The 25,446-nt window shown below is 54.7% G+C and carries 26 protein-coding genes; 16 read left to right on the top strand and 10 right to left on the bottom strand.

Annotation, left to right across the window (positions count from 1 at the left end; genetic code table 11):
• From atpB to phoU, 15 genes are all read left to right on the top strand, one after another.
• The gene (gene atpB, locus ACQG1K_RS22475; RefSeq protein WP_022649873.1) at positions 1-816 is read left to right on the top strand and encodes a F0F1 ATP synthase subunit A; all 816 of its coding nucleotides are present in this window, start codon (positions 1-3) and stop codon (positions 814-816) included.
• Between the two features lie 49 nt (positions 817-865).
• Complete coding sequence (atpE, locus tag ACQG1K_RS22480) at positions 866-1,105, top strand: F0F1 ATP synthase subunit C (RefSeq protein WP_000429386.1); 240 nt, start codon at positions 866-868, stop codon at positions 1,103-1,105.
• A 48-nt stretch (positions 1,106-1,153) separates the two neighbouring features.
• Entirely contained in the window at positions 1,154-1,624 is a 471-nt protein-coding gene (gene atpF, locus ACQG1K_RS22485; protein WP_003862370.1) for a F0F1 ATP synthase subunit B, read from the top strand.
• 14 nt (positions 1,625-1,638) lie between these two features.
• Positions 1,639-2,172, top strand: coding sequence for a F0F1 ATP synthase subunit delta (gene atpH / locus ACQG1K_RS22490; protein ID WP_003862369.1), 534 nt, complete (start codon positions 1,639-1,641; stop codon positions 2,170-2,172).
• A 12-nt stretch (positions 2,173-2,184) separates the two neighbouring features.
• The gene (atpA, locus tag ACQG1K_RS22495; protein ID WP_006808751.1) at positions 2,185-3,726 is read left to right on the top strand and encodes a F0F1 ATP synthase subunit alpha; all 1,542 of its coding nucleotides are present in this window, start codon (positions 2,185-2,187) and stop codon (positions 3,724-3,726) included.
• A 51-nt stretch (positions 3,727-3,777) separates the two neighbouring features.
• The gene (gene atpG, locus ACQG1K_RS22500; RefSeq protein ID WP_003862364.1) at positions 3,778-4,641 is read left to right on the top strand and encodes a F0F1 ATP synthase subunit gamma; all 864 of its coding nucleotides are present in this window, start codon (positions 3,778-3,780) and stop codon (positions 4,639-4,641) included.
• 31 nt (positions 4,642-4,672) lie between these two features.
• The gene (atpD, locus tag ACQG1K_RS22505) at positions 4,673-6,055 is read left to right on the top strand and encodes a F0F1 ATP synthase subunit beta (protein ID WP_003862362.1); all 1,383 of its coding nucleotides are present in this window, start codon (positions 4,673-4,675) and stop codon (positions 6,053-6,055) included.
• Between the two features lie 20 nt (positions 6,056-6,075).
• Positions 6,076-6,495, top strand: coding sequence for a F0F1 ATP synthase subunit epsilon (locus tag ACQG1K_RS22510; RefSeq protein ID WP_006177560.1), 420 nt, complete (start codon positions 6,076-6,078; stop codon positions 6,493-6,495).
• Between the two features lie 138 nt (positions 6,496-6,633).
• Complete coding sequence (gene glmU, locus ACQG1K_RS22515) at positions 6,634-8,004, top strand: bifunctional UDP-N-acetylglucosamine diphosphorylase/glucosamine-1-phosphate N-acetyltransferase GlmU (RefSeq protein ID WP_193131646.1); 1,371 nt, start codon at positions 6,634-6,636, stop codon at positions 8,002-8,004.
• A gap of 240 nt (positions 8,005-8,244) precedes the next feature.
• Positions 8,245-10,074, top strand: coding sequence for a glutamine--fructose-6-phosphate transaminase (isomerizing) (glmS, locus tag ACQG1K_RS22520; RefSeq protein ID WP_032626716.1), 1,830 nt, complete (start codon positions 8,245-8,247; stop codon positions 10,072-10,074).
• A 278-nt stretch (positions 10,075-10,352) separates the two neighbouring features.
• Positions 10,353-11,393, top strand: a complete 1,041-nt coding sequence (pstS, locus tag ACQG1K_RS22525; RefSeq protein ID WP_022649876.1) for a phosphate ABC transporter substrate-binding protein PstS — start codon at positions 10,353-10,355, stop codon at positions 11,391-11,393.
• Positions 11,394-11,520: 127 nt separating this feature from the next.
• A complete protein-coding gene (pstC, locus tag ACQG1K_RS22530) occupies positions 11,521-12,480 on the top strand; it encodes a phosphate ABC transporter permease PstC (RefSeq protein ID WP_022649877.1) in 960 nt (319 codons plus the stop codon).
• Positions 12,480-13,370: a phosphate ABC transporter permease PstA gene (gene pstA, locus ACQG1K_RS22535; protein WP_022649878.1), complete on the top strand. Its 891-nt coding sequence runs from the start codon at positions 12,480-12,482 to the stop codon at positions 13,368-13,370. The genes pstC and pstA overlap by 1 nt, the downstream gene beginning before the upstream one ends.
• Positions 13,371-13,417: 47 nt before the next feature.
• On the top strand, positions 13,418-14,191 hold the full coding sequence (gene pstB / locus ACQG1K_RS22540) for a phosphate ABC transporter ATP-binding protein PstB (protein ID WP_003861154.1): 774 nt from the start codon (positions 13,418-13,420) through the stop codon (positions 14,189-14,191).
• A 26-nt stretch (positions 14,192-14,217) separates the two neighbouring features.
• Positions 14,218-14,943, top strand: a complete 726-nt coding sequence (phoU, locus tag ACQG1K_RS22545; RefSeq protein ID WP_003861153.1) for a phosphate signaling complex protein PhoU — start codon at positions 14,218-14,220, stop codon at positions 14,941-14,943.
• 85 nt (positions 14,944-15,028) lie between these two features.
• Here phoU and yieH read toward each other — a convergent pair whose 3' ends face one another.
• Positions 15,029-15,694: a 6-phosphogluconate phosphatase gene (gene yieH, locus ACQG1K_RS22550; protein ID WP_022649879.1), complete on the bottom strand. Its 666-nt coding sequence runs from the start codon at positions 15,692-15,694 to the stop codon at positions 15,029-15,031.
• A gap of 165 nt (positions 15,695-15,859) precedes the next feature.
• Between yieH and adeP the strand changes: the two genes are divergently transcribed.
• Positions 15,860-17,197: an adenine permease AdeP gene (adeP, locus tag ACQG1K_RS22555; protein ID WP_139152660.1), complete on the top strand. Its 1,338-nt coding sequence runs from the start codon at positions 15,860-15,862 to the stop codon at positions 17,195-17,197.
• A 91-nt stretch (positions 17,198-17,288) separates the two neighbouring features.
• Here the strand turns inward: adeP and ACQG1K_RS22560 are convergent, their stop codons facing one another.
• From ACQG1K_RS22560 to rpmH, 9 genes are all read right to left on the bottom strand, one after another.
• Positions 17,289-17,855, bottom strand: a complete 567-nt coding sequence (locus ACQG1K_RS22560) for an NADPH-dependent FMN reductase (protein ID WP_038414971.1) — start codon at positions 17,853-17,855, stop codon at positions 17,289-17,291.
• Positions 17,856-17,891: 36 nt separating this feature from the next.
• A complete protein-coding gene (locus tag ACQG1K_RS22565) occupies positions 17,892-18,638 on the bottom strand; it encodes a 4'-phosphopantetheinyl transferase family protein (protein WP_038414972.1) in 747 nt (248 codons plus the stop codon).
• Positions 18,639-18,760: 122 nt separating this feature from the next.
• Complete coding sequence (gene yidZ / locus ACQG1K_RS22570) at positions 18,761-19,732, bottom strand: HTH-type transcriptional regulator YidZ (protein WP_022649883.1); 972 nt, start codon at positions 19,730-19,732, stop codon at positions 18,761-18,763.
• Positions 19,701-20,876 carry an MFS transporter gene (locus ACQG1K_RS22575; RefSeq protein WP_032622027.1) on the bottom strand — a complete coding sequence of 392 codons (1,176 nt, stop codon included), beginning with the start codon at positions 20,874-20,876 and terminating at the stop codon, positions 19,701-19,703. The genes yidZ and ACQG1K_RS22575 overlap by 32 nt, the downstream gene beginning before the upstream one ends.
• A 111-nt stretch (positions 20,877-20,987) precedes the next feature.
• Positions 20,988-22,352: a tRNA uridine-5-carboxymethylaminomethyl(34) synthesis GTPase MnmE gene (mnmE, locus tag ACQG1K_RS22580; protein WP_022649885.1), complete on the bottom strand. Its 1,365-nt coding sequence runs from the start codon at positions 22,350-22,352 to the stop codon at positions 20,988-20,990.
• Between the two features lie 72 nt (positions 22,353-22,424).
• A complete protein-coding gene (gene yidC, locus ACQG1K_RS22585) occupies positions 22,425-24,068 on the bottom strand; it encodes a membrane protein insertase YidC (RefSeq protein WP_023298949.1) in 1,644 nt (547 codons plus the stop codon).
• A 2-nt stretch (positions 24,069-24,070) separates the two neighbouring features.
• Complete coding sequence (gene yidD, locus ACQG1K_RS22590; RefSeq protein WP_001307474.1) at positions 24,071-24,328, bottom strand: membrane protein insertion efficiency factor YidD; 258 nt, start codon at positions 24,326-24,328, stop codon at positions 24,071-24,073.
• Complete coding sequence (gene rnpA, locus ACQG1K_RS22595; protein WP_006808764.1) at positions 24,292-24,651, bottom strand: ribonuclease P protein component; 360 nt, start codon at positions 24,649-24,651, stop codon at positions 24,292-24,294. Before rnpA ends, yidD begins: the two co-directional genes overlap by 37 nt.
• 16 nt (positions 24,652-24,667) lie before the next feature.
• On the bottom strand, positions 24,668-24,808 hold the full coding sequence (gene rpmH / locus ACQG1K_RS22600) for a 50S ribosomal protein L34 (RefSeq protein WP_000831330.1): 141 nt from the start codon (positions 24,806-24,808) through the stop codon (positions 24,668-24,670).
• Positions 24,809-25,446 lie beyond the last annotated feature (638 nt).

Consider the following 25,446-nt stretch of genomic DNA (forward strand, 5'->3'; position numbering starts at 1 on the left):
ATGGCTTCAGAAAATATGACGCCGCAGGATTACATAGGTCACCATCTGAATAACCTTCAGCTGGACCTGCGTACATTCTCGCTGGTGGATCCACATAACCCCCCGGCCACCTTCTGGACGATCAACATCGACTCCATGTTCTTCTCGGTGGTTTTGGGTCTTCTGTTCCTGGCCATGTTCCGCGGTGTTGCTAAACGAGCGACCAGCGGTGTTCCAGGGAAATTCCAGACGTTCATCGAGATGATCATCGGCTTCGTCCATGGCAGCGTCAAAGACATGTACCATGGTAAGAGCAAGCTGATTGCTCCGCTGGCCCTGACCGTGTTCGTTTGGGTCTTCCTGATGAACCTGATGGACCTTCTGCCTATCGATTTCCTGCCGTGGATCGGCGAACATGTCTTCGGTCTGCCTGCCCTGCGCGTGGTTCCGTCTGCCGACGTGAACATCACCCTGTCGATGGCGCTGGGCGTATTTATCCTGATTCTTTTCTACAGCATCAAAATGAAAGGCGTAAGCGGCTTTGTGAAAGAGCTTACCTTGCAGCCGTTCAACCACTGGGCGTTTATTCCGGTCAACCTGATCCTGGAAGGCGTTAGCCTGCTGTCCAAACCTGTTTCACTGGGTCTGCGACTGTTCGGCAACATGTATGCGGGTGAGCTGATTTTCATTCTGATCGCGGGTCTTCTGCCGTGGTGGTCACAGTGGATTCTGAATGTGCCATGGGCCATTTTCCACATCCTGATCATTACGCTGCAAGCCTTTATCTTCATGGTTCTGACGATCGTCTATCTGTCGATGGCGTCTGAAGAGCACTGATTTTTTACCAACACTACTACGTTTTAATTGAAACAAACTGGAGACTGTCATGGAAAACCTGAATATGGATCTGCTGTACATGGCTGCCGCTGTGATGATGGGTCTGGCGGCTATCGGTGCTGCGATCGGTATCGGCATCCTCGGGGGCAAATTCCTGGAAGGCGCAGCGCGTCAACCTGATCTGATTCCTCTGCTGCGTACTCAGTTCTTTATCGTTATGGGTCTGGTGGATGCAATCCCAATGATCGCTGTAGGTCTGGGTCTGTACGTGATGTTTGCTGTCGCGTAGTAGTTGTTTTAAAACCCCAAGCCACAGAAATTTAAGAGGTATTGTGCTGTGAACATGAACGCAACAATCCTCGGCCAGGCCATCGCGTTTATTCTCTTTGTCTGGTTCTGCATGAAGTATGTATGGCCGCCTTTAATGGCTGCCATCGAAAAACGTCAGAAAGAAATTGCTGACGGTCTGGCTTCCGCAGAACGCGCTAAGAAAGATTTGGACCTTGCACAGGCCAACGCGACAGACCAGCTGAAAAAAGCGAAAGCTGAAGCTCAGGTAATCATTGAACAGGCTAACAAACGCCGTTCTCAGATCCTGGACGAAGCCAAAGCTGAAGCAGAACAGGAACGTACTAAGATCGTGACACAGGCTCAGGCTGAAATTGAAGCTGAGCGTAAACGTGCTCGTGAAGAACTGCGTAAGCAGGTTGCGATTCTGGCTGTTGCTGGCGCCGAGAAGATCATCGAACGTTCCGTGGATGAAGCTGCTAACAGCGACATCGTGGACAAACTTGTCGCTGAACTGTAAGGAGGGAGGGGCTGATGTCTGAATTTGTTACGGTAGCTCGCCCCTACGCCAAAGCAGCTTTTGACTTTGCTGTCGAACACCAAAATGTCGATCGCTGGCAGAATATGCTGGCGTTTGCCGCTGAGGTGACGAAAAACGAACAAATGGCCGAGTTGCTTTCTGGTGCGTTAGCGCCTGAAACCCTCGCCGCGTCGTTTATCGCCGTGTGCGGAGAGCAACTGGATGCCAACGGCCAGAACCTGATTAAGGTGATGGCGGAAAATGGTCGTCTCCGTGTGCTCCCGGATGTTCTCGAGCAGTTTGAGCACTTACGTGCCCTTAGTGAAGCTACCGCTGAAGTTGAAGTAACTTCCGCGACTGAACTGAGTGATGAACAGCTTGCGAAAATCACCGCCGCGATGGAAAAACGTCTGTCACGCAAAGTTAAGCTGAATTGCAAAATCGATAAGTCTGTAATGGCAGGCGTAATCATCCGTTCGGGTGATATGGTCATTGATGGCAGCGTACGCGGCCGTCTTGAGCGCCTTGCAGACGTCTTGCAGTCTTAAGGGGACTGGAGCATGCAACTGAATTCCACCGAAATCAGCGAACTGATCAAGCAGCGCATTGCTCAGTTCAGTGTTGTGAGTGAAGCTCACAACGAAGGTACTATTGTTTCTGTAAGTGACGGTGTTATCCGCATCCACGGCCTGGCCGATTGTATGCAGGGTGAGATGATTTCCCTGCCGGGTAACCGTTACGCTATCGCACTGAACCTGGAGCGCGACTCCGTAGGTGCCGTTGTGATGGGTCCATACGCTGACCTTGCCGAAGGCATGAAGGTTAAGTGTACTGGCCGTATTCTGGAAGTGCCGGTTGGCCGTGGCCTGCTGGGTCGCGTTGTTAACACCCTGGGTGCGCCAATCGACGGTAAAGGTCCGGTTGAGCACGATGGCTTCTCTCCAATCGAAGTTATCGCACCAGGCGTTATCGACCGTCAGTCCGTTGATCAGCCAGTGCAGACGGGTTATAAGTCCGTTGATGCCATGATCCCAATCGGTCGTGGTCAGCGTGAACTGATCATCGGTGACCGTCAGACCGGTAAAACCGCGATGGCAATCGACGCCATCATCAACCAGCGTGACTCCGGCATCAAATGTGTGTACGTGGCTATCGGCCAGAAAGCGTCCACCATTTCCAACGTGGTTCGTAAACTGGAAGAGCACGGCGCACTGTCTAACACCATCGTTGTGGTAGCTACCGCGTCTGAATCTGCTGCACTGCAATACCTGGCACCATACGCTGGTTGCGCAATGGGCGAATACTTCCGTGACCGCGGTGAAGATGCGCTGATCGTATACGATGACCTGTCTAAACAGGCTGTTGCTTATCGTCAGGTTTCCCTGCTGCTCCGTCGTCCACCAGGACGTGAAGCATTCCCGGGCGACGTATTCTACCTCCACTCTCGTCTGCTGGAGCGTGCTTCCCGCGTTAACGCGGAATACGTCGAGAACTTCACCAAAGGTGAAGTGAAGGGTAAAACAGGTTCTCTGACCGCTCTGCCGATCATTGAAACCCAGGCGGGTGACGTTTCTGCGTTCGTTCCGACCAACGTAATCTCCATTACCGATGGTCAGATCTTCCTGGAAACCAACCTGTTTAACTCCGGTATTCGTCCGGCGGTTAACCCGGGTATCTCCGTATCCCGTGTGGGTGGTGCTGCTCAGACCAAGATCATCAAGAAACTGTCCGGTGGTATCCGTACCGCGCTGGCACAGTATCGTGAACTGGCTGCGTTCTCTCAGTTCGCATCCGATCTGGACGAAGCAACCCGTAAACAGCTGAGCCACGGTCAGAAAGTGACCGAGCTGCTGAAGCAGAAACAGTACGCGCCAATGTCTGTTGCTCAGCAGGGCCTGGTACTGTTCGCGGCTGAACGCGGTTACCTCGAAGATGTGGAACTGGCGAAAATCGGTAGCTTCGAAGCCGCTCTGCTGGCTTACGTCGACCGTGATCACGCTCCGCTGATGCAAGAGATCAACCAGACCGGTGGCTATAACGACGAAATCGAAGGCAAGCTGAAAGCTATCCTCGATTCCTTCAAAGCAACCCAATCCTGGTAATCGTCCGGCGGCTTGTCTCAGGACAAGCCGTCTGGCATTGAGGAGAAGCTCATGGCCGGCGCAAAAGAGATACGTAGTAAGATCGCAAGCGTCCAGAACACGCAAAAGATCACTAAAGCGATGGAGATGGTCGCCGCTTCCAAAATGCGTAAATCGCAGGATCGCATGGCGGCCAGCCGTCCTTATGCAGAGACCATGCGCAAAGTGATTGGTCACCTTGCAAACGGTAATCTGGAATATAAGCACCCTTACCTGGAAGAACGCGACGTTAAGCGCGTGGGCTACTTGGTGGTGTCGACTGACCGTGGTCTGTGTGGCGGCTTGAACATTAACCTGTTCAAAAAACTGCTGGCGGATATGAAAGGCTGGTCCGATAAAGGCGTTCAGTGCGATCTGGCACTGATTGGCTCTAAAGGCGTCTCTTTCTTTAACTCCGTTGGTGGCAACATTGTCGCTCAGGTGACCGGTATGGGTGATAACCCGTCCCTGTCCGAACTGATCGGCCCGGTTAAAGTGATGTTGCAGGCCTACGATGAAGGCCGTCTGGACAGACTGTACGTTGTCAGCAACAAATTTATTAACACCATGTCTCAGGTGCCTACGCTCACTCAGATGCTGCCGTTACCGGCATCAGAAGATGACGAGCTGAAACAGAAAGCCTGGGATTACCTGTATGAACCCGATCCGAAACCGCTGCTGGATACCCTGCTGCGTCGTTACGTTGAATCTCAGGTTTATCAGGGCGTTGTAGAAAACCTGGCCAGCGAGCAGGCCGCACGAATGGTGGCGATGAAAGCCGCGACCGATAATGGCGGCAGCCTGATTAAAGAGCTGCAGTTGGTTTACAACAAAGCTCGTCAGGCCAGCATTACTCAGGAACTCACCGAGATCGTCTCGGGGGCCGCCGCGGTTTAACCAGGTTTACGAATTACGTAGAGGATTCAAGATGGCTACTGGAAAGATTGTCCAGGTAATCGGCGCCGTGGTGGACGTCGAGTTCCCTCAGGACGCCGTACCACGCGTGTACGACGCGCTTGAGGTACAAAATGGTAACGAGAGCCTGGTGCTGGAAGTTCAGCAGCAGCTCGGCGGCGGTATCGTGCGTACCATCGCCATGGGTTCTTCCGACGGTCTGCGTCGTGGTCTGGAAGTGAAAGACCTTGAGCACCCGATCGAAGTCCCGGTAGGTAAAGCAACACTGGGTCGTATCATGAACGTATTGGGTCAACCAATCGACATGAAAGGCGACATCGGTGAAGAAGAGCGTTGGGCTATCCACCGCGCGGCACCTTCCTACGAAGAGCTGTCCAGCTCTCAGGAACTGCTGGAAACCGGCATCAAAGTTATCGACCTGATGTGCCCGTTCGCGAAGGGCGGTAAAGTTGGTCTGTTTGGTGGTGCGGGTGTAGGTAAAACCGTAAACATGATGGAGCTGATCCGTAACATCGCGATCGAGCACTCCGGTTACTCCGTGTTTGCGGGTGTTGGTGAACGTACTCGTGAGGGTAACGACTTCTACCACGAAATGACCGACTCCAACGTTCTGGATAAAGTATCCCTGGTTTACGGCCAGATGAACGAGCCACCAGGAAACCGTCTGCGCGTTGCGCTGACTGGCCTGACGATGGCTGAGAAGTTCCGTGACGAAGGCCGTGACGTTCTGCTGTTCGTTGATAACATCTACCGTTACACCCTGGCCGGTACTGAAGTATCTGCACTGCTGGGTCGTATGCCTTCAGCGGTAGGTTATCAGCCTACGCTTGCGGAAGAGATGGGTGTTCTTCAGGAACGTATCACCTCTACCAAAACTGGTTCTATCACCTCCGTTCAGGCGGTATACGTACCTGCGGATGACTTGACTGACCCATCTCCAGCCACCACCTTTGCTCACTTAGATGCAACCGTGGTACTGAGCCGTCAGATCGCGTCTCTGGGTATCTACCCGGCCGTTGACCCGCTGGACTCTACCAGCCGTCAGCTGGATCCACTGGTTGTTGGCCAGGAACACTACGACACCGCGCGTGGCGTACAGTCCCTGCTGCAACGTTACCAGGAACTGAAAGACATCATCGCCATCCTGGGTATGGATGAACTGTCTGAAGAAGACAAACTGGTGGTAGCACGTGCGCGTAAGATCCAGCGCTTCCTGTCCCAGCCGTTCTTCGTTGCGGAAGTATTCACCGGTTCTCCAGGTAAATACGTTTCCCTGAAAGACACCATCCGTGGCTTTAAAGGCATCATGGAAGGCGAATACGATCACCTGCCAGAGCAGGCGTTCTACATGGTTGGTTCCATCGAAGAAGCCGTGGAAAAAGCCAAAAAACTTTAACGCCTTAATCGGAGGGTGATATGGCAATGACTTACCACCTGGACGTCGTCAGCGCAGAGCAACAAATGTTCTCTGGTCTGGTCGAGAAAATCCAGGTAACGGGTAGTGAAGGTGAACTGGGTATTTTCCCGGGTCACGCACCGCTGCTCACCGCCATTAAGCCTGGTATGATCCGCATCGTTAAACAGTTCGGTCATGAAGAGTTTATCTATCTGTCCGGCGGCATTCTTGAAGTGCAGCCAGGCAGTGTGACCGTTCTGGCCGATACCGCTATTCGTGGCCAGGATCTCGACGAAGCGCGAGCCCTGGAATCGAAGCGTAAGGCTGAAGAGCACATTAGCAGCTCTCATGGTGACGTGGATTACGCTCAGGCGTCTGCGGAGCTGGCCAAAGCGATCGCGAAACTGCGCGTTATCGAGTTGACCAAAAAAGCGATGTAACACCGGCTTGAAAAGCACAAAAGCCAGTCTGGATCCCAGGCTGGCTTTTTTTTTCGGCCTTAATTCATGATGAAAAAGATGTAGAATTTTAAGCATCAAACGTTTTTACTTCTCACACAAACTACCGTCAGGATGCGTATGTTAAACAGTGCGATGAGCGTGGTGATCCTTGCCGCAGGCAAAGGTACCCGCATGTATTCCGATCTGCCTAAAGTGCTCCACACACTGGCAGGAAAGCCAATGGTGCAGCATGTTATTGATGCAGCTAATGAATTAGGCGCCAGCCAGGTGCATCTGGTTTATGGACATGGCGGCGATCTGCTGAAAAAAACGCTGCGTGACGACAATCTCAACTGGGTGCTACAGGCAGAACAGCTGGGTACGGGTCATGCAATGCAGCAGGCTGCACCCTTCTTCGCTGATGATGAAGATATCCTGATGCTCTACGGCGACGTCCCGCTGATCTCCGTTGAAACCCTCACTCGCCTGCGTGAAGCCAAACCGCAGGGTGGCATTGGGTTGTTAACCGTCGTGCTGGACGATCCAACCGGCTATGGCCGCATTACGCGTGAAAACGGCAAGGTAACCGGGATTGTTGAGCATAAAGATGCCACTGACGAACAGCGTCAGATTCAGGAGATCAACACCGGCATCCTGATTGCGAACGGTGCGGATATGAAGCGCTGGCTGTCCAAACTCAATAATAACAACGCGCAGGGTGAATACTACATCACCGACATCATTGCGATGGCGTACCAGGAAGGGCGTGAGATTGCCGCCGTTCATCCGGCGCGTATCAGCGAAACGGACGGCGTAAACAACCGTCTACAGCTGTCACGCCTGGAGCGTATTTACCAGTCCGAGCAGGCAGAAAAACTGTTGCTGGCGGGAGTGATGCTGCGCGATCCGGCGCGTTTCGATCTGCGTGGCACGCTGACCCACGGGCGCGACGTTGAAATAGATACTAACGTTATCCTGGAAGGTAACGTCACGCTGGGCAACCGCGTCAAAATCGGCACCGGCTGTGTGATTAAAAACAGCGTGATCGGTGACGACTGCGAAATCAGCCCGTACAGCGTGGTAGAAGATGCGCGTCTGGATCCCGCCTGTACCATCGGCCCGTTTGCGCGTCTGCGCCCGGGCGCTGAGCTGCTGGAAGGCGCTCATGTAGGTAACTTCGTGGAAATGAAAAAAGCACGTCTCGGTAAAGGCTCGAAAGCCGGTCATCTGACCTATCTGGGCGATGCGGAAATTGGCGACAACGTAAACATCGGTGCAGGGACGATTACCTGTAACTATGACGGTGCCAATAAGTTTAAAACCATCATCGGTGATGACGTGTTTGTAGGTTCCGATACCCAGCTGGTGGCGCCTGTTACCGTGGGCAAAGGCGTGACCATTGCCGCCGGGACAACCGTTACGCGCGATGTGGCCGAGAACGAGCTGGTGTTAAGCCGCGTTCCGCAGGTACACAAGCAGGGCTGGAAACGCCCGGTGAAGAAAGAGTAACGACAATATACACCCCTCACCCTGACCCTCTCCCCATAGGGGAGAGGGGAACTGAATGGTGCGGTTTTCACCCTCTCCCCTATGGGGAGAGGGCTGGGGTGAGGGGATAACATAATCCTCCCCCCACCAGCAGTACCCATAAAAATAACCCCACTCTCTACAAGGCTCGGGGTGCCCGGAAAGGGCAAATACAGGTCAGCGACAACGCATGGCATAACGCCATAATCAGGAAATCTAACTATGTGTGGAATTGTTGGCGCAGTTGCGCAGCGTGATATTGCTGAAATCCTTCTCGAAGGTTTACGTCGTCTGGAATACCGTGGTTATGACTCAGCCGGTCTGGCTGTCGTCGATGCAGAAGGTCATATGACCCGTCTGCGTCGTCTCGGTAAAGTGCAGATGCTGGCCCAGGCGGCGGAGGAACATCCGCTGCACGGTGGCACCGGTATTGCGCATACCCGCTGGGCGACTCACGGTGAGCCATCTGAAGGCAACGCACACCCGCATGTGTCTGAACACATTGTGGTGGTGCATAACGGCATTATCGAAAACCACGAACCGCTGCGTGAAGAACTGAAAGCGCGCGGCTATACCTTCGTCTCTGAAACCGACACCGAAGTGATTGCTCACCTGGTGCACTGGGAGCTGGCACAGGGCGGTACACTGCGTGATGCGGTGCTGCGCGCTATCCCTCAGCTGCGTGGTGCTTACGGTACGGTGATCATGGATTCCCGTGACCCGTCCACGCTGCTGGCCGCGCGTTCCGGTAGCCCGATGGTGATTGGTCTGGGCATGGGTGAAAACTTTATCGCTTCCGACCAGCTGGCGCTGCTGCCGGTTACCCGTCGCTTTATCTTCCTGGAAGAGGGCGACATTGCCGAGGTGACACGTCGCAGCGTGACCGTATTCGACACGAAAGGCGAGCAGGTTAAGCGCCAGGAAATCGAATCAAACCTGCAATACGACGCGGGCGACAAAGGTGCTTATCGTCACTACATGCAGAAAGAGATCTACGAACAGCCAAACGCCATTAAAAACACCCTGACCGGGCGCATCAGCCATGGTGAAGTGGATCTGAGCGAGCTGGGCGCCAATGCCAATGAAATGCTGAGCAAAGTCGAGCACATTCAGATCGTGGCCTGCGGTACCTCTTACAACTCCGGTATGGTCTCTCGCTACTGGTTTGAATCCCTGGCGGGCGTGCCGTGTGACGTCGAAATCGCATCTGAGTTCCGCTATCGTAAATCCGCTGTGCGCCGTAACAGCCTGATGATCACTCTTTCCCAGTCTGGCGAAACGGCCGATACCCTGGCGGCGCTGCGTCTGTCTAAAGAGTTGGGTTACCTGGGTTCGCTGGCCATCTGTAACGTACCGGGCTCCTCGCTGGTGCGTGAATCCGATCTGGCGCTGATGACTAAAGCGGGCACCGAAATCGGCGTCGCCTCCACCAAAGCGTTTACCACTCAGCTGACCGTTCTGCTGATGCTGGTGGCGAAGCTGGCGCGTCTGAAAGGCGAAGATGCTTCCGTTGAGCATGACATCGTTCACGGTCTCCAGGCGCTGCCGAGCCGTATCGAGCAGATGCTGTCTCAGGACAAACGCATTGAGGCGCTGGCTGAAGATTTCTCTGATAAGCACCACGCTCTGTTCCTGGGTCGTGGCGATCAGTACCCTATCGCGCTGGAAGGCGCGCTGAAGCTGAAAGAGATCTCCTACATCCACGCGGAAGCCTACGCGGCAGGCGAGCTGAAACACGGTCCGCTGGCGCTGATCGACGCGGATATGCCGGTTATCGTGGTGGCACCGAACAACGAACTGCTGGAAAAACTGAAATCTAACATCGAAGAGGTGCGCGCCCGTGGTGGTGTACTGTACGTCTTTGCGGATAAAGATGCCGGTTTCGCCAGCAGCGACAACATGCACATCATCGAGATGCCGCATGTGGAAGAGGTGATTGCGCCGATCTTCTACACCGTACCGCTGCAACTGCTGGCTTACCACGTCGCGCTGATCAAAGGCACCGACGTTGACCAGCCGCGAAATCTGGCGAAGTCCGTTACCGTAGAATAATCCTTCCAGGCTCCGCCATCCGGTGGAGCCTTTTTTTATGACAATCCGTCATTTTCAGCTATTTTATCAGTGTCACATAAAGAAAATATTACTGAAAACAAGCTGTCATAATAATCATTAAGTTTATGATTTATTGATGGATTTTTGCTTATTTTTAAGTGAAATTTTCTTTGTCATAAAACTGTCATATTTCGTACATTTATCTGTCACCTGTTTGTCCTATTTTGCTCATCGTAGCCACTTAAACAATGATTTACGAAATCCTTGCAGGAGACATTATGAAAGTTATGCGTACCACTGTCGCAACTGTTGTCGCCGCGACCTTATCTCTGAGCGCTTTCTCTGCTTTCGCAGCAGCAAGCCTGACTGGCGCTGGTGCAACCTTCCCTGCGCCGGTGTATGCCAAATGGGCGGATACCTACCAGAAAGAAACCGGCAACAAGGTTAACTATCAGGGTATCGGCTCCTCCGGTGGCGTAAAACAAATTACCGCGAATACCGTTGATTTCGGCGCATCCGACGCTCCGCTGTCTGATGAGAAACTGAATCAGGAAGGCCTGTTCCAGTTCCCGACCGTGATCGGCGGCGTTGTGCTGGCTGTTAACATCCCTGGCCTGAAATCAGGCGAGCTGGTGCTGGACGGCAAAACCCTGGGTGATATCTACCTGGGCAAAATCAAAAAATGGGATGACGAAGCCATCACCAAACTGAACCCGGGCGTTAAGCTGCCTTCGCAGAATATCGCGGTGGTTCGTCGTGCTGACGGCTCTGGTACCTCTTTCGTGTTCACCAGCTACCTGGCGAAAGTGAACGAAGAGTGGAAATCTAAAGTCGGTTCCGGCTCTACCGTTAACTGGCCAACCGGTCTGGGCGGTAAAGGCAACGACGGTATCGCTGCCTTCGTACAGCGTCTGCCTGGCTCTATCGGCTACGTAGAGTACGCTTACGCGAAGCAGAACAACCTGGCTTACACCAAACTGGTTTCTGCTGACGGCAAACCGGTTAGCCCGACCGAAGAGAACTTCGCTAACGCCGCAAAAGGCGCTGACTGGAGCAAATCCTTCGCGCAGGACCTGACCAACCAGAAAGGCGACGATGCATGGCCTATCACGTCTACCACCTTCATTCTGGTCCACAAAGAGCAGAAGAAGCCTGAGCAGGGTGCTGAAGTGCTGAAGTTCTTTGACTGGGCATACAAAAACGGCGGCAAACAGGCGAATGACCTGGATTACGCCAGCCTGCCAGACAGCGTGGTTGAGCAGATCCGTGCTGCATGGAAAACCAACGTGAAAGACAGCAGCGGTAAAGCGCTGTACTAACAGGATATTTTTGACGAAGATGGCGGGTGGCGCGCAGCGATCCCGCCCTACGGTTCATCCTGTAGGCCCGGTAAGCGCCAGCGCCACCGGGCATATTCGTAAGACGTCTCATAAAGAAGAGTAATTTATGGCTGCAACCAAGCCTGCATTTAACCCTCCGGGTAAAAAAGGTGACATGATTTTCAGCGCGCTGGTGAAACTGGCTGCGCTGATTGTGCTATTGCTGCTGGGCGGCATTATCGTGTCCCTCATTTTCTCCTCCTGGCCGAGCATTCAAAAATTTGGTTTCGCCTTCCTGTGGACCAAAGAGTGGGATGCGCCGAACGATATCTACGGTGCGCTGGTGCCGATTTACGGCACGCTGGTGACCTCTTTTATCGCTCTGCTGATTGCGGTGCCGGTAAGCTTCGGTATTGCCCTGTTCCTGACGGAGCTGGCGCCGGGCTGGCTGCGACGCCCGCTGGGTATCGCCATTGAACTGCTGGCGGCCATCCCTAGTATCGTTTACGGCATGTGGGGCCTGTTTATCTTTGCTCCGCTGTTTGCGACGTACTTCCAGGAGCCGGTGGGTAATGTTCTCTCCGCCGTTCCGTTTGTGGGGGCCCTGTTCTCTGGCCCGGCATTCGGTATCGGTATTCTGGCGGCTGGCGTGATCCTCGCCATCATGATTATTCCGTACATTGCGGCGGTCATGCGCGATGTCTTCGAACAAACCCCGGTGATGATGAAAGAGTCGGCCTACGGCATCGGCTGCACCACCTGGGAGGTTATCTGGCGCATCGTCCTTCCGTTCACCAAAAATGGGGTGATCGGCGGCATCATGCTGGGCTTAGGCCGCGCGCTGGGTGAAACCATGGCGGTGACCTTTATCATCGGCAACACCTACCAGCTCGACAGCGTGTCGCTCTACATGCCGGGGAACAGTATTACCTCTGCGCTGGCGAACGAATTTGCCGAAGCGGAATCCGGGCTGCACGTCGCAGCGCTGATGGAACTGGGTCTGATCCTGTTTGTTATTACCTTTATTGTGCTGGCTATCTCCAAGCTGATGATTATGCGTCTGGCTAAAAACGAGGGGGCACGCTAATGGCGACTCTCGACATGCAAAACACCGCTCAGCTTGCGGAATCTCGTCGCAAAATGCAGTCAAAGCGCCGGATTAAAAACCGCATTGCGCTGACGCTTTCCATGGCCACGATGGCGTTCGGCCTGTTCTGGCTGATCTGGATCCTGATGTCCACCATCACCCGTGGTATTGATGGAATGTCCCTGGCGCTGTTCACCGAGATGACGCCGCCGCCAAACACGGCGGGTGGTGGTCTGGCAAACGCCCTGGCGGGCAGCGGCCTGCTGATCCTGTGGGCGACCGTTTTCGGTACGCCGTTGGGCATCATGGCGGGTATCTATCTGGCGGAGTATGGCCGCAAGTCCTGGATCGCTGAAGTCATCCGCTTTATTAACGACATTCTGCTTTCTGCCCCGTCGATTGTGGTAGGTCTGTTTGTTTACACCATCGTGGTGGCGCAAATGGAACACTTCTCCGGCTGGGCGGGTGTGATTGCGCTGGCGCTGTTGCAGGTGCCTATCGTTATTCGTACCACTGAAAACATGCTGAAACTGGTGCCGGACAGCCTGCGTGAAGCGGCTTACGCACTGGGCACGCCGAAATGGAAAATGATTTCGGCGATCACCCTGAAAGCGTCCGTCTCGGGGATCATGACCGGTATCCTGCTGGCTATCGCCCGTATCGCTGGTGAAACCGCACCGCTGCTGTTTACCGCCCTCTCCAACCAGTTCTGGAGTACGGACATGATGCAGCCGATCGCCAACCTGCCGGTGACGATCTTTAAATTTGCGATGAGCCCATTCGCGGAATGGCAGCAGCTGGCCTGGGCCGGGGTGCTGATCATCACCCTTTGCGTACTGTTGCTGAACATTCTGGCGCGCGTCATTTTCGCGAAGCAGAAACACGGTTAAATTTTTACGGCGCGGCACATCGCGGCGCCGAATGAGGAAATGAGTCAATGAGTATGGTTGATACTGCCCCGGGTAAGATTCAGGTTCGTGATTTGAACTTCTACTACGGCAAATTCCATGCCCTGAAGAATATCAACCTGGATATCGCGAAGAACCAGGTCACGGCATTTATCGGTCCGTCTGGCTGTGGTAAATCCACGCTGCTGCGCACCTTTAACAAAATGTATTCGCTCTATCCGGAGCAGCGCGCAGAAGGTGAAATTCTGCTGGACGGTGACAACATCCTGACCAATACCCAGGATATCGCCCTGCTGCGTGCGAAAGTGGGGATGGTGTTCCAGAAACCCACGCCGTTCCCGATGTCGATCTATGACAACATCGCCTTTGGTGTGCGTCTGTTTGAGAAGCTCTCCCGTGCGGATATGGACGAGCGTGTGCAGTGGGCATTGACCAAGGCCGCATTATGGAACGAAACCAAAGATAAACTTCACCAGAGCGGGTACTCTCTCTCCGGTGGTCAGCAGCAGCGTCTGTGCATTGCGCGCGGTATCGCCATTCGCCCGGAAGTCTTGCTGCTGGATGAGCCGTGCTCAGCCCTGGACCCGATCTCAACCGGGCGTATCGAAGAGCTGATCACCGAGCTGAAGCAGGATTACACCGTGGTGATCGTCACTCACAACATGCAGCAGGCTGCCCGTTGTTCTGACCACACGGCGTTTATGTACCTGGGCGAGTTGATTGAGTTCAGCGATACGGACGCGCTGTTCACCCGTCCTGCGAAGAAACAAACCGAAGATTATATTACTGGCCGCTACGGTTGATTTGCCTTAGTGCATGTGGAGAAACCATGGACAACCTCAATCTTAATAAACACATTTCCGGCCAGTTTAACGCAGAGCTGGAAAGCATTCGCACCCAGGTGATGACCATGGGCGGCATGGTCGAGCAGCAGCTTTCTGATGCGATTACGGCAATGCACAACCAGGACAGCGAGCTGGCGAAGCGCGTTATCGAAGGCGATCACAACGTCAATATGATGGAAGTCGCCATCGACGAAGCGTGCGTGCGCATCATTGCCAAGCGTCAGCCAACCGCGAGCGACCTGCGTCTGGTAATGGCGATCATCAAAACTATCGCCGAGCTGGAGCGTATTGGTGACGTGGCGGATAAAATCTGCCGCACCGCGCTGGAGAAATTCTCCCAGCAGCACCAGCCGCTGCTGGTGAGCCTGGAGTCTCTCGGTCGCCACACCGTGCAGATGCTGCACGATGTGCTGGACGCTTTCGCGCGCATGGATCTGGACGAAGCGGTCCGTATCTACCGTGAAGATAAGAAAGTTGATCAGGAATACGAAGGCATAGTGCGTCAGCTAATGACCTACATGATGGAAGATTCCCGTACCATTCCAAGCGTGCTGACCGCGCTGTTCTGCGCGCGCTCAATTGAGCGTATTGGCGACCGCTGCCAGAACATTTGCGAATACATCTTCTACTTCGTGAAGGGACAGGATTTCCGTCACGTGGGCGGCGACGAGCTGGACAAGCTGCTGGCGGGTAAAGATCCGAAAGAGTGATGTGTGTGGCGGGTGGCGCTATCGCTTACCCGCCCTACGATCCTTGTAGGCCGGATAAGCGTTAGCGCCATCCGGCTTTGTTTTTTCAGCGAGTAATATCCCACCCGCGCGCCTTCCACAGTTCCGGCAGCTGCGCCAGGTCTGTAAAGGTCGTCACTTTTGGATGATCGATCGGCTTGTTGTGCGGATCGGCGCAGAAGTAAAACACCTCCATCCCCGCATCAATCCCCGACTGCGCGCCCGCAGACGAGTCATCCACCAGGATGCAGTTCTCCACGTTGACGTTCATCGCCTTCGCCGCGTGGAACATCAATGCCGGATCCGGCTTCCAGCGCTGGATATCGTAGCCGCTGAACAGTTTTTCCGGGAAGTGGTGCAACATGTCCAGCTTGCCGAGTGAGTGCTGCATTTTGCTGACCGGGCCGTTAGAGACCACGCAGATCGGCACCGTCATCGCATCCAGCAGCGCGTTAGCGCCGGCGATAACTTCCAGCTCGGCGTCGAAGAGGCGTGCGACCTCGGCGCGGTACACCGGTTCCAGATCCGCTTTCGCCAGATCCACCCCGTGCTCTTCGTTAATGATGTCGATGATCTCGTACAGCTTCACGCCCTTAAAGCGTTTAAACACCTCTTCGAGATCGAGCGTAATGCCAAATTCCTGGAACATGGCGACATACGCGCGGGAACAAATGACCTCACTGTCGACCAGCGTACCGTCACAGTCGAAAAATACCGCTTCAATTCCGGACATGCCTTTCCCTTTTAACAAGTTTAACGTTTACGTACGACAGTTTAACGAGACGCAATCGTTGCCGTATAAGCAAAATCAATGAAAAAAGTATCCCGTAACCGCCACTATTGTCGCATTTTGGTATAGGATAGCGACGAATTTTCCCTCCTTGTTCGGAAATTGATGATGAGTCAACAACACACTACCCAGACATCTGGTCAGGGGCTGCTTGAGCGCGTGTTCAAACTGCGCGAGCACGGCACAACGGCACGCACCGAAGTGATCGCCGGTTTTACTACCTTCCTGACGATGGTCTATATCGTTTTCGTTAACCCGCAAATTCTGGGCGTGGCTGGCATGGACACCAGCGCCGTCTTTGTTACCACCTGTCTGATCGCGGCCCTTGGCAGCATCCTGATGGGCGTTTTCGCTAATCTGCCCGTGGCGCTGGCCCCGGCAATGGGTCTTAATGCGTTCTTTGCGTTCGTGGTGGTTCAGGCGATGGGCCTGCCGTGGCAGGTCGGGATGGGCGCTATTTTCTGGGGCGCGGTCGGCCTGCTGCTGCTGACCATCTTCCGTGTGCGCTACTGGATGATTGCGAACATTCCCGTGAGCCTGCGCGTGGGTATCACCAGCGGTATCGGTCTGTTTATCGGCATGATGGGGCTGAAAAACGCTGGCGTAATCGTGGCGAACCCGGAAACGCTGGTGAGTATTGGTAACCTGACCTCTCACAGCGTGCTGCTGGGCGTGCTGGGCTTCTTTATTATCGCGATCCTGGCGTCGCGTAACATCCACGCTGCGGTGCTGGTCTCTATCATCGTGACCACGCTGCTGGGCTGGATGCTGGGTGACGTGCATTACAGCGGTATTGTCTCTGCGCCACCGAGCGTTTCTACCGTGATTGGTCACGTTGATCTGGCGGGCTCGCTGAACCTGGGTCTGGCCGGAGTGATTTTCTCCTTCATGCTGGTCAACCTGTTTGACTCCTCCGGTACGCTGATTGGCGTGACGGACAAAGCGGGTCTGGCGGACGAGAAAGGCAAATTCCCGCGCATGAAGCAGGCGCTGTATGTGGATAGCATCTCGTCCGTTGCGGGTTCTTTCATCGGCACCTCGTCTGTTACCGCTTACATTGAATCCTCTTCGGGCGTGTCCGTGGGTGGCCGTACTGGCCTGACGGCGGTAGTCGTGGGTCTGCTGTTCCTGCTGGTGATCTTCCTCTCTCCGCTGGCGGGGATGGTGCCACCGTACGCGGCAGCTGGCGCGCTGATCTACGTCGGCGTGCTGATGACCTCGAGCCTGGCGCGCGTGAAGTGGGAAGATCTGACGGAAGCCGTTCCGGCGTTTATTACCGCGGTGATGATGCCGTTCAGCTTCTCGATCACCGAAGGTATCGCGCTGGGCTTTATCTCGTACTGTGTGATGAAGATCGGTACCGGCCGTTTCCGCGAACTCAGCCCGTGCGTGATGATTGTGGCGCTGCTGTTTGTGCTCAAGATTGTGTTTATTGACGCGCACTAAGGTGCGGTTTGTGGTGTCAGGTGGCGCTTCGCTTACCTGACCTACTGATGAGTGTAGGCCCGGTAAGCGCTAGCGCCACCGGGCTTTTTTATCAGCTTTTAACCCGCTTAATATAATCCCCAAACGCAGTCAACTGACCAGAGAGATGATCACGCGTACTCTGATCCACCACTTCACCCGTCTGCGGGTCGACTTTGTTCTGAATCACGCCGCCCATAAATTCCGGCTTGTTCATCACCATCGCATCCAGGAACACCAGGATCTGTCGCAGGTGATACTGGCAGCGCGCACCGCCGATGGCGCCCATTGAGCTGGTCTGGATCAGCACCGGTTTGCCTGACAGCGGCTGCTCCGGTAAACGGGATAACCAGTCAATCGCGTTCTTCAGACCCCCCGGAACCGAGTAGTTATATTCTGGCGTTACAATCACTACACCATCAGCCTGACGGATCTGCTCGGCTATCGCCTCCACGCTGTGCGGGAACCCTTCTTCCTGCTGAACGTCAGCATCATAAAGCGGGATGTCGCCAATAGACGGCAGGGCGCTGATCTCCATTCCCGCAGGCGCCAGCTGTGGCAGCGTGCGCGCTACCATCCCGTTAAACGAACCTTTGCGCAGGCTTCCCAGTAACGTAACAACTTTCAACGTATCAGACATGATTACTCCTGTTTCATCATGATGACCCTGGACGGATCAGCTATGGGTGTATGCTTTTTCTACCGGTAAACTGGTTAATCGCATCAGGCGCGCGGCGGGCTCGTTGGCGCGCTCAGGTACATCCGGAAGACTACGCCAACCGCGAATACTGTCAAACTCCCAGATTTTCAGCCGTTCGATGGCGGGGCTCACCGCAACGGACCAGATCAGTACATCCTCAGCGTCGCTGAGCGCCTCTACCAGCGACGCTTTCGCGGCGCGCAGGCGTCCGGAGCCGGGAAGCAGCTGCAACAGGCTGGCGTCGTCTGATGCCGCGCCGCTCAGTTTACGGATGCTCTGGCGAAGGGTGATGAGCTGCGCTCTGGCTTCTACGGGATCGTTCTGGTTACGTATCCACAGCTTTTCATTGCTGGAGAGCGGGTATTCATCGAGCGCGTTAGCACCATGGAAGCTGCGCGTGACCCGTTGCAGCTCCATATCCAGGCCGCAATCACCTTCAGTCGTCAGCGCGACGCCAACAATGTTGCCGGTATACGCAATGGAAAAATGGGGGAGTGCCGGGTCCGCAAAAACCGGGCGACCTTCTGGCTGGGTGAGTATGTCCGGTAATTCGCTGGTGCCGTACAGCATAAAAAGCAGTTCTGCGAGGAGCGCTCTGGAAGCTAAAAACCGCGTCCTGCGGTGTTCAGGTAGTTTGAGCGCCTCACTGTGACAGGCTGAAGAAATTCTGGCCGATACGAGATGCCCTTCCGTTAATGTTCCTCGTGCAAAGTGCGTAGCCATTTTTCGCTCCCTGATAATGGTCGTAGTCGGTTAAACGGTTACATGATTATCGCTTAACTCAGCTTCTGTTTTAATCAGTAAATAGAAATAAGAGAAGCCTGAGGACCGAACTTTACATTATCTTAGGCAAAAACCTGACCTGGCGCGGTATACAGGGCTTTTATAGTTTCGCGCAGCCAGATAATTTTCGGATTATGGCTGTTCCGCTTATGCCAGATTAGCGTGAAGGGTACGGTCAGCTTTTCTGCCTGCGCCTCATCGATGGGAATGGGAAGGCAGACCAGATTACGCTGGTGGAGTTGATTGTAGTGATGGCAGTAGTAGGGCGCAGTGGCAATGTAGTTGTGGTCCGGCTGAGCCGCCATAAACATCGACTGTTCAAAGCCGGGCAGGCTCATGGCGACGTTGCGCTCCCGGCCCATCTCTTTTAGCACTTCATCAAGCGCCCAGGTATCGCTGCGCTCCCAGAAGATGCTGATATGCGGGTAGCGCAGAAACGTCTCAAGGTTCCACGCTTCGTGAAGTGCCGGATGATCTTCTCGCAGATAGACGCACGGACGGTCGCTGAACAGGATTTCGTAGTCAATAAACCACGGCATCAGCTTTAGCAGCTCGCGGGAGCGCGGGTGCGTTTCGCGGCCGGTAAAACCGAGATCGACCTCCCCGCGCGTAATGGCGTCCAGCGAATCATAATCCCACTGGCGCAACTTCACCGTCGCCTGTGGGTAGCGCTCATTCACCTGCTCCAGCAGGGTGTTGAAGCGAATCAGCATCAGCGGCGTTTCGGCGGCGAGCACAAACTTGAGCCCGCCAGGAGAGCTATGGTGGAATTTATCGACGATCTGATTGCCAATCTGCATCCAGTCGGCCAGATCCTGTTCCAGACTCACCGTTAGCGGCGTGGGCAGTAGCCCTAAAGGCGTTTTCACAAACAGCGGATCGTCGAACCAGTCGCGCAGCTTCGCCAGCGATTTACTCACCGCGGACGGCGTCACGTTCATTCGCTTCGCGGCTTTGGTGACGCTGCGCTCCTGCAACAACAACTGCAGGCAAAGTAAAAGATTAAGATCGAGACTGCTGATGGGCTTCTTCATAGTGCGCCGCGGGCTGGATGACCATAAGTAAGGTAATGCAGAGTATGCTACAGCCAATCAGAACCCCGATCAGCATATTCAGCGCGTTAAGGCCGATCACCGCCGCCAGCCAAATCCACAGCGACGAACCGCAGACCTGCGCAATGCCCAGCACCGAGCTTGCCACGCCTGCCCGCAGTGAGAACGGGCCAAGCGCCTGACTCATCGCCACGCCGAAGCCGCCGGAGAATCCGGCGCAGATCAGGGTCATACCCACCAGCATCAGCGCATGTGAGGTGGCGGTCGCCAGAATTACGCCTGCGGCGAGAAACAGCGTCTGTGAAGCGAGCATCAGCGTGCGCTGGCGGAAGATATTGAGCGCAAAGGGCATCGAGAATGAAACCGCCATGCTGACCATCGCATTGAGCGCCATCACCGTCGAATACTCACCGCGATCGAAGCCTATCGTCTCCATCAGTAACACCGGGGAAACGTTTACATAGGTGAGGATCACCGCCACGCTGAGCGTGATGATGGCCAGGCGGCTCAGGAAAAAGCGATTCAGAAGCTTTTCAGCCGGATGAATGGTAGCAGCGTGGTGCGTCTGCTGCGAACCGGGATGGGTCTCTTTCAACACCGTCACGGACAGTATAAAGACGATGGCGCCCATTGTGGCCATGGTCCAGAAAAGGCTCTGCCATGGAAATTTCAGCATGATCAGGTAGCCTACAACCGGTGCCAGCACCGGGATGATGCAGGTAATGCCGTTCAGCATCGACAGCACCCTGGCGCGGCGCTGGGCGCTCAAGGTATCGCGCAGAATGGCAAACGCCACCACGTAACAGCCGCCCGCGCCAATGCCCTGGATAAAGCGCCCTGACAGGAACATTGTGCTTTCCTGAGCCATTGAACACAGTACCGATGCCAGCGTAAAGATAACCGCCCCCGTAATGGCGACGGGTTGACGGCCGGCTCTGTCCGCGATTTTCCCGGCAAATACCATCGACGACGCCATTCCCGCGAGGTAGGCCGAAAACGCGATGTGCAGTTGCGCCTCGCTGGCACCCAGATCGCGGGCAATATGCGGTAGCCCCACCAGATACATATCAATACCGGACGGATACAGCAGAACTAATGCGAAACTACAAAACAGAAAACGAGCCATAAATCCCCCATAGGTGCAGGCAAGCAGGATAGGGGGCATGGGGGGATTAAGCGAGTTGCCATTGGGACAATGGTGATTTCCCTGGAGGAAATCACCATGTTCTTTCGGGGATTACTTACCAATACAAAAGCTTGAGAAAATTCGTCCAAGCAGATCGTCCGACGTAAACTCCCCGGTGATCTCGCTCAGGTTCTGCTGCGCCAGACGCAGTTCCTCCGCCAGCAGCTCGCCGGCCCACGCGCCGATCAGCTGGGCTTTGCCCTGCTCAAGGTGGCGAGCCGCCTCTTCCAGCGCCTGCAAGTGACGACGACGCGCCAGGAAGCCGCCTTCCATGCTGGTGTCAAAACCCATGCTCTGTTTGAGGTGGTTACGCAGGGCTTCCACGCCTTCCCCGGTACGGGCCGACAGACGAATAAGTGAGTGGCCATTCACATCGCTGATGCCCAGCGTTTCGCCGGTAACGTCGGCCTTATTGCGCACCACGGTGATCGGCAGTTTGGCCGGGAGACGGGCGATAAAGTCTGGCCAGATTTCTGCCGGGTCAACGGCGTCGGTTGTGGTTCCGTCCACCATAAACAGCACGCGGTCGGCCTGCTCGATCTCCTGCCAGGCGCGTTCGATACCGATACGCTCGACTTCATCGCTCGCATCGCGCAGGCCAGCGGTATCGATGATGTGCAGCGGCATGCCGTCGATATGGATATGCTCGCGCAGGACGTCGCGGGTGGTGCCGGCTATGTCGGTCACGATCGCCGCTTCACGGCCCGCCAGAGCGTTCAGCAGGCTTGATTTCCCGGCGTTGGGGCGACCAGCAATGACCACCTTCATGCCCTCACGCAGCAGGCTGCCCTGACGCGCTTCGGCGCGAACGGCATCCAGATCGTTCATCACCTGGTTGAGCTGGGCTTCGATTTTGCCGTCAGAAAGGAAGTCAATCTCCTCGTCCGGGAAGTCGATAGCAGCTTCAACATAGATTCGCAGGTGAGTAAGTGCTTCCACAAGGTGATTCACGCGTGCGGAAAATGCCCCCTGCAACGAGTTCAGCGCGGAGCGGGCTGCCTGTTCGGAACTGGCGTCGATCAGGTCGGCAATCGCTTCGGCCTGCGCCAGGTCGAGCTTATCGTTCAGGAAGGCACGCTCGGAGAACTCACCCGGCTTCGCAATGCGCAGGCCAGGCAGGGTCAGAATACGTTTCAACAGCAGGTCGAGGATCACCGGGCCGCCGTGACCCTGAAGCTCCAGCACGTCTTCGCCAGTAAAAGAGTTTGGGCCGGGGAACCACAGCGCAATGCCCTGGTCCAGCGAGGTGCCGTCGGCATCTTTAAATGGCAGATAATCAGCGTAGCGCGGCTTTGGCAGTTTACCCAGCACCGCTTCGGCCACCTCACGCGCCTTCAGGCCGGAGATGCGCAGAATGCCTACACCACCGCGTCCCGGTGGGGTTGCCTGGGCGACGATAGTGTCGTTATGGCTCATGGTTGCTCTCGTTCAATACAAATAAAAAAGGCGGTCAATCGACCGCCCTTATTTTAGCGTTAAGTTACCGAATCAGGACTTTTTCTTTTCGCGGCTATGCAGGCCACGTTTTTCCAGACCACGGTAAATCAGCTGCTGCTGGATGATGGTCACCAGGTTGCTGACGATATAGTACAGCACCAGACCTGACGGGAACCACAGGAAGAACACGGTGAAGATGACCGGCATAAAGGTCATGATCTTCTGCTGCATCGGGTCAGTCACGGTGGTCGGAGACATCTTCTGGATGAAGAACATCGTCACGCCCATCAGGATCGGCAGGATGTAGTACGGGTCCTGTGCGGACAGGTCATGGATCCACAGGGCGAACGGCGCGTGGCGCAGCTCAACGGAACCCATCAGCATGTAGTACAGCGCAAGGAAGATTGGCATCTGAATCAGCAGCGGGAAGCAACCACCCAGTGGGTTCACTTTCTCTGCTTTATACAGGGCCATCATCTCCTGGCTCTGACGCTGTTTGTCATCGCCCAGACGCTCACGCATAGCCTGAATCTTCGGCTGTAGCATACGCATCTTCGCCATGGAGGTGTACTGCGCTTTAGTCAGCGGGTACATGATGCCACGAACGATAAAGGTGATAACGATGATGGAGAAGCCCCAGTTACCCAGGAAGCTGTGGATGAACTTCAGCAGCTTAAACAGCGGCTGAGAGATGAACCACAACCAACCGTAATCAACGGTCAGATCCAGGTGCGGCGCAACGGCAGCCATTTTGTCCTGGATTTCCGGGCCGACCCACAGGGTGCTTGCCAGCTTACCGGTTTGACCCGGCTGCACCAGAACCGGCTGAGATTTGTAGCCGATGGCTGCAATACCGTTGCCGAGGTTCGCGGTGTAGAAGTTGTTCGTACCGTCGTTATTCGGTACCCACGCCGTCGCGAAATACTGTTGCAGCATTGCGACCCAACCGCCTTTAGAGCTGACGTTCAGGTTTTCGTTATCGGCAATGGTGTCGAATTTGTATTTCTCGTACTTGGTATCTGGCGTGGAGTAAGCCGCGCCACGGAAGGTATGCAGCGCAAAGTTGCTGCTTCCGGTGTCACGGTGAGACGGCAGATTGATGGACTGCTTCAGCTGACCAAAGGTAGAGATTTCCAGCGGTTTCGCACCGGTGTTCTGTACGCTGTAGCCCACGTTCACCGCATATTCACCGCGTTTCAGGGTGAAGGTTTTGGTGAAGGTGTTGCCTGCCGCGTCGGTGTAGGTCATCGGAATAACCAGTTCGTTCTGACCATCAGCCAGCACAAAGGTGTCATTCTCGACGTTATACAGTGGACGCGCACCGTTCGCCGGGTTATCCGGGCCATCACGACCGGTCAGGCCGCTCTGTGCCTGGTAGATAAACTCAGGCGTGGTTTCCAGTAACTGGAACGGTTCGGTAGACTTCAGCTCTTTCGGGTAGGTCAACAGCAGCGCCTGCTCAACATCACCACCACGGGTGTTGATAGTCAGCTCAAGCACATCGGTCTTAACCGTAATCTGTTTCCCCTGGCCACTGGCCGGTACGCCCTGGTCGGCGGCGCTACCCGCTGCGGTGGTCGTGGTCTGCGTGGTCTGCTGCTGGGGTTGAGGATTTTTATCCTGCTCCCATGCCTGCCAGATCATGAAAGACACGAACAACAAAGCGATGATAAGAAGATTGCGTTGCGAATCCATCGTTAGTGTTCTCTGGTATCAAAAGGTCCTGGAGGGACGGGGTCGTCTCCACCTGGGTGTAAAGGGTGGCATTTTAATACGCGTTTCACCGTCAACCAACTGCCTTTTATCACTCCAAACCTGCGCAATGCCTCAATTCCGTAGCTTGAGCATGTTGGCGTGAAACGGCAATGTGGCCCGAGTAGCGGACTAATCAGGCGTTGATAGACCCGAATGAGGGCTATCAGGACCCGCGAGCCAGGCGACAGTGGCGGCGCCATAATTTTTCCAACGCTTCCGAGAGAGCACGGTTATCGAGGTCGGCAACCCCTTTTTTAGCCACCACCACGAAATCCATTGAAGGCAGTTCGTGCTGACGTAAACGGAAGCTTTCACGCGTCAGACGTTTAATCCGGTTGCGTTCATGCGCACGCTTAACGTTTTTCTTGGCGACTGTGAGACCGATGCGGGGATGCCCCAGCGAATTTTGGCGGCCGAGGATGGTGATTTGCGGCGTGCCAGCCCGTAGTGGCTGCTGGAAGACGAAAGTGAAATGAGTGGGAGTTAACAAACGTAACTCCCTGGGAAATGCGAGCTTAACCACTCAGGGGTTAGCTTTATTACTTGGAAACGGTCAGACGAGCGCGGCCTTTAGCACGACGACGTGCCAGAACCTGACGACCATTTTTAGTAGCCATACGAGCACGGAAGCCGTGAGAACGGTTGCGCTTCAGTACAGACGGTTGAAAAGTGCGTTTCATGGCGATTTCTACCTAAACTTGAATAAATTCACTGACTTTTGCGTATACCCGAACGAGATTCGAACGACTAACGCCTCAGCGTGGGTGATTAAAGAGGCCGGATTGTAATAATTGTACACTCCGGAGTCAATTCTCTTTCCTTAAATCCCTGCGTATTTCCGCACGATTTCGCGTGGAAAATGAGCAACGAACGACGCAGGAAGATGAGCATCACGCGCCGGGTCGAGGATTATACGGGCTCGCCAACAAAGCGCAAGGATCCTCCTGGATCTTCGTTAGATCATTTAAGCCCAAAATTGTCTGTGCTCATTAAATTTTCCAATATGCGGCCTAAATCGCGAGGCACTCGCGTCAGGATCGTTTACACTTACCCGATTCCGGATCTTCCTGTGGATAAATCGGGAAGAATCTGTGAGAAACAGAAGATCTCTGGCTCAGTTTAGGCTATGATCCGCGGTCCTGATCGGGATCCAGCGATCCTGGCCGGACATAAACACAACATCGTTCAGGCTGTATCAACGATAGCGTGTATAACCGCAGATAGCGGTTCGCACATCACCCTGATGGGGTCATGTCGATGTGCGCCAACAATCATGAATATTCAATAGTTTTCTTTTATTGTTCGAGTGGAGTCCGCC

It is taken from the genome of Enterobacter cloacae complex sp. 402C9 (assembly GCF_050030745.1).
Classification (GTDB): domain Bacteria; phylum Pseudomonadota; class Gammaproteobacteria; order Enterobacterales; family Enterobacteriaceae; genus Enterobacter; species Enterobacter intestinihominis.

Coding starts and splice junctions, on each gene's coding strand:
- atpB (WP_022649873.1), top strand. CDS start 1: ATGGCTTCAGAAAATATGACGCCGCAGGATTACATAGGTCACCATCTG.
- atpE (WP_000429386.1), top strand. CDS start 866: ATGGAAAACCTGAATATGGATCTGCTGTACATGGCTGCCGCTGTGATG.
- atpH (WP_003862369.1), top strand. CDS start 1,639: ATGTCTGAATTTGTTACGGTAGCTCGCCCCTACGCCAAAGCAGCTTTT.
- atpA (WP_006808751.1), top strand. CDS start 2,185: ATGCAACTGAATTCCACCGAAATCAGCGAACTGATCAAGCAGCGCATT.
- atpG (WP_003862364.1), top strand. CDS start 3,778: ATGGCCGGCGCAAAAGAGATACGTAGTAAGATCGCAAGCGTCCAGAAC.
- atpD (WP_003862362.1), top strand. CDS start 4,673: ATGGCTACTGGAAAGATTGTCCAGGTAATCGGCGCCGTGGTGGACGTC.
- ACQG1K_RS22510 (WP_006177560.1), top strand. CDS start 6,076: ATGGCAATGACTTACCACCTGGACGTCGTCAGCGCAGAGCAACAAATG.
- glmU (WP_193131646.1), top strand. CDS start 6,634: ATGTTAAACAGTGCGATGAGCGTGGTGATCCTTGCCGCAGGCAAAGGT.
- glmS (WP_032626716.1), top strand. CDS start 8,245: ATGTGTGGAATTGTTGGCGCAGTTGCGCAGCGTGATATTGCTGAAATC.
- pstS (WP_022649876.1), top strand. CDS start 10,353: ATGAAAGTTATGCGTACCACTGTCGCAACTGTTGTCGCCGCGACCTTA.
- pstC (WP_022649877.1), top strand. CDS start 11,521: ATGGCTGCAACCAAGCCTGCATTTAACCCTCCGGGTAAAAAAGGTGAC.
- pstA (WP_022649878.1), top strand. CDS start 12,480: ATGGCGACTCTCGACATGCAAAACACCGCTCAGCTTGCGGAATCTCGT.
- pstB (WP_003861154.1), top strand. CDS start 13,418: ATGAGTATGGTTGATACTGCCCCGGGTAAGATTCAGGTTCGTGATTTG.
- phoU (WP_003861153.1), top strand. CDS start 14,218: ATGGACAACCTCAATCTTAATAAACACATTTCCGGCCAGTTTAACGCA.
- yieH (WP_022649879.1), bottom strand. CDS start 15,694: ATGTCCGGAATTGAAGCGGTATTTTTCGACTGTGACGGTACGCTGGTC.
- adeP (WP_139152660.1), top strand. CDS start 15,860: ATGAGTCAACAACACACTACCCAGACATCTGGTCAGGGGCTGCTTGAG.
- ACQG1K_RS22560 (WP_038414971.1), bottom strand. CDS start 17,855: ATGTCTGATACGTTGAAAGTTGTTACGTTACTGGGAAGCCTGCGCAAA.
- ACQG1K_RS22565 (WP_038414972.1), bottom strand. CDS start 18,638: ATGGCTACGCACTTTGCACGAGGAACATTAACGGAAGGGCATCTCGTA.
- yidZ (WP_022649883.1), bottom strand. CDS start 19,732: ATGAAGAAGCCCATCAGCAGTCTCGATCTTAATCTTTTACTTTGCCTG.
- ACQG1K_RS22575 (WP_032622027.1), bottom strand. CDS start 20,876: ATGGCTCGTTTTCTGTTTTGTAGTTTCGCATTAGTTCTGCTGTATCCG.
- mnmE (WP_022649885.1), bottom strand. CDS start 22,352: ATGAGCCATAACGACACTATCGTCGCCCAGGCAACCCCACCGGGACGC.
- yidC (WP_023298949.1), bottom strand. CDS start 24,068: ATGGATTCGCAACGCAATCTTCTTATCATCGCTTTGTTGTTCGTGTCT.
- yidD (WP_001307474.1), bottom strand. CDS start 24,328: ATGGCGCCGCCACTGTCGCCTGGCTCGCGGGTCCTGATAGCCCTCATT.
- rpmH (WP_000831330.1), bottom strand. CDS start 24,808: ATGAAACGCACTTTTCAACCGTCTGTACTGAAGCGCAACCGTTCTCAC.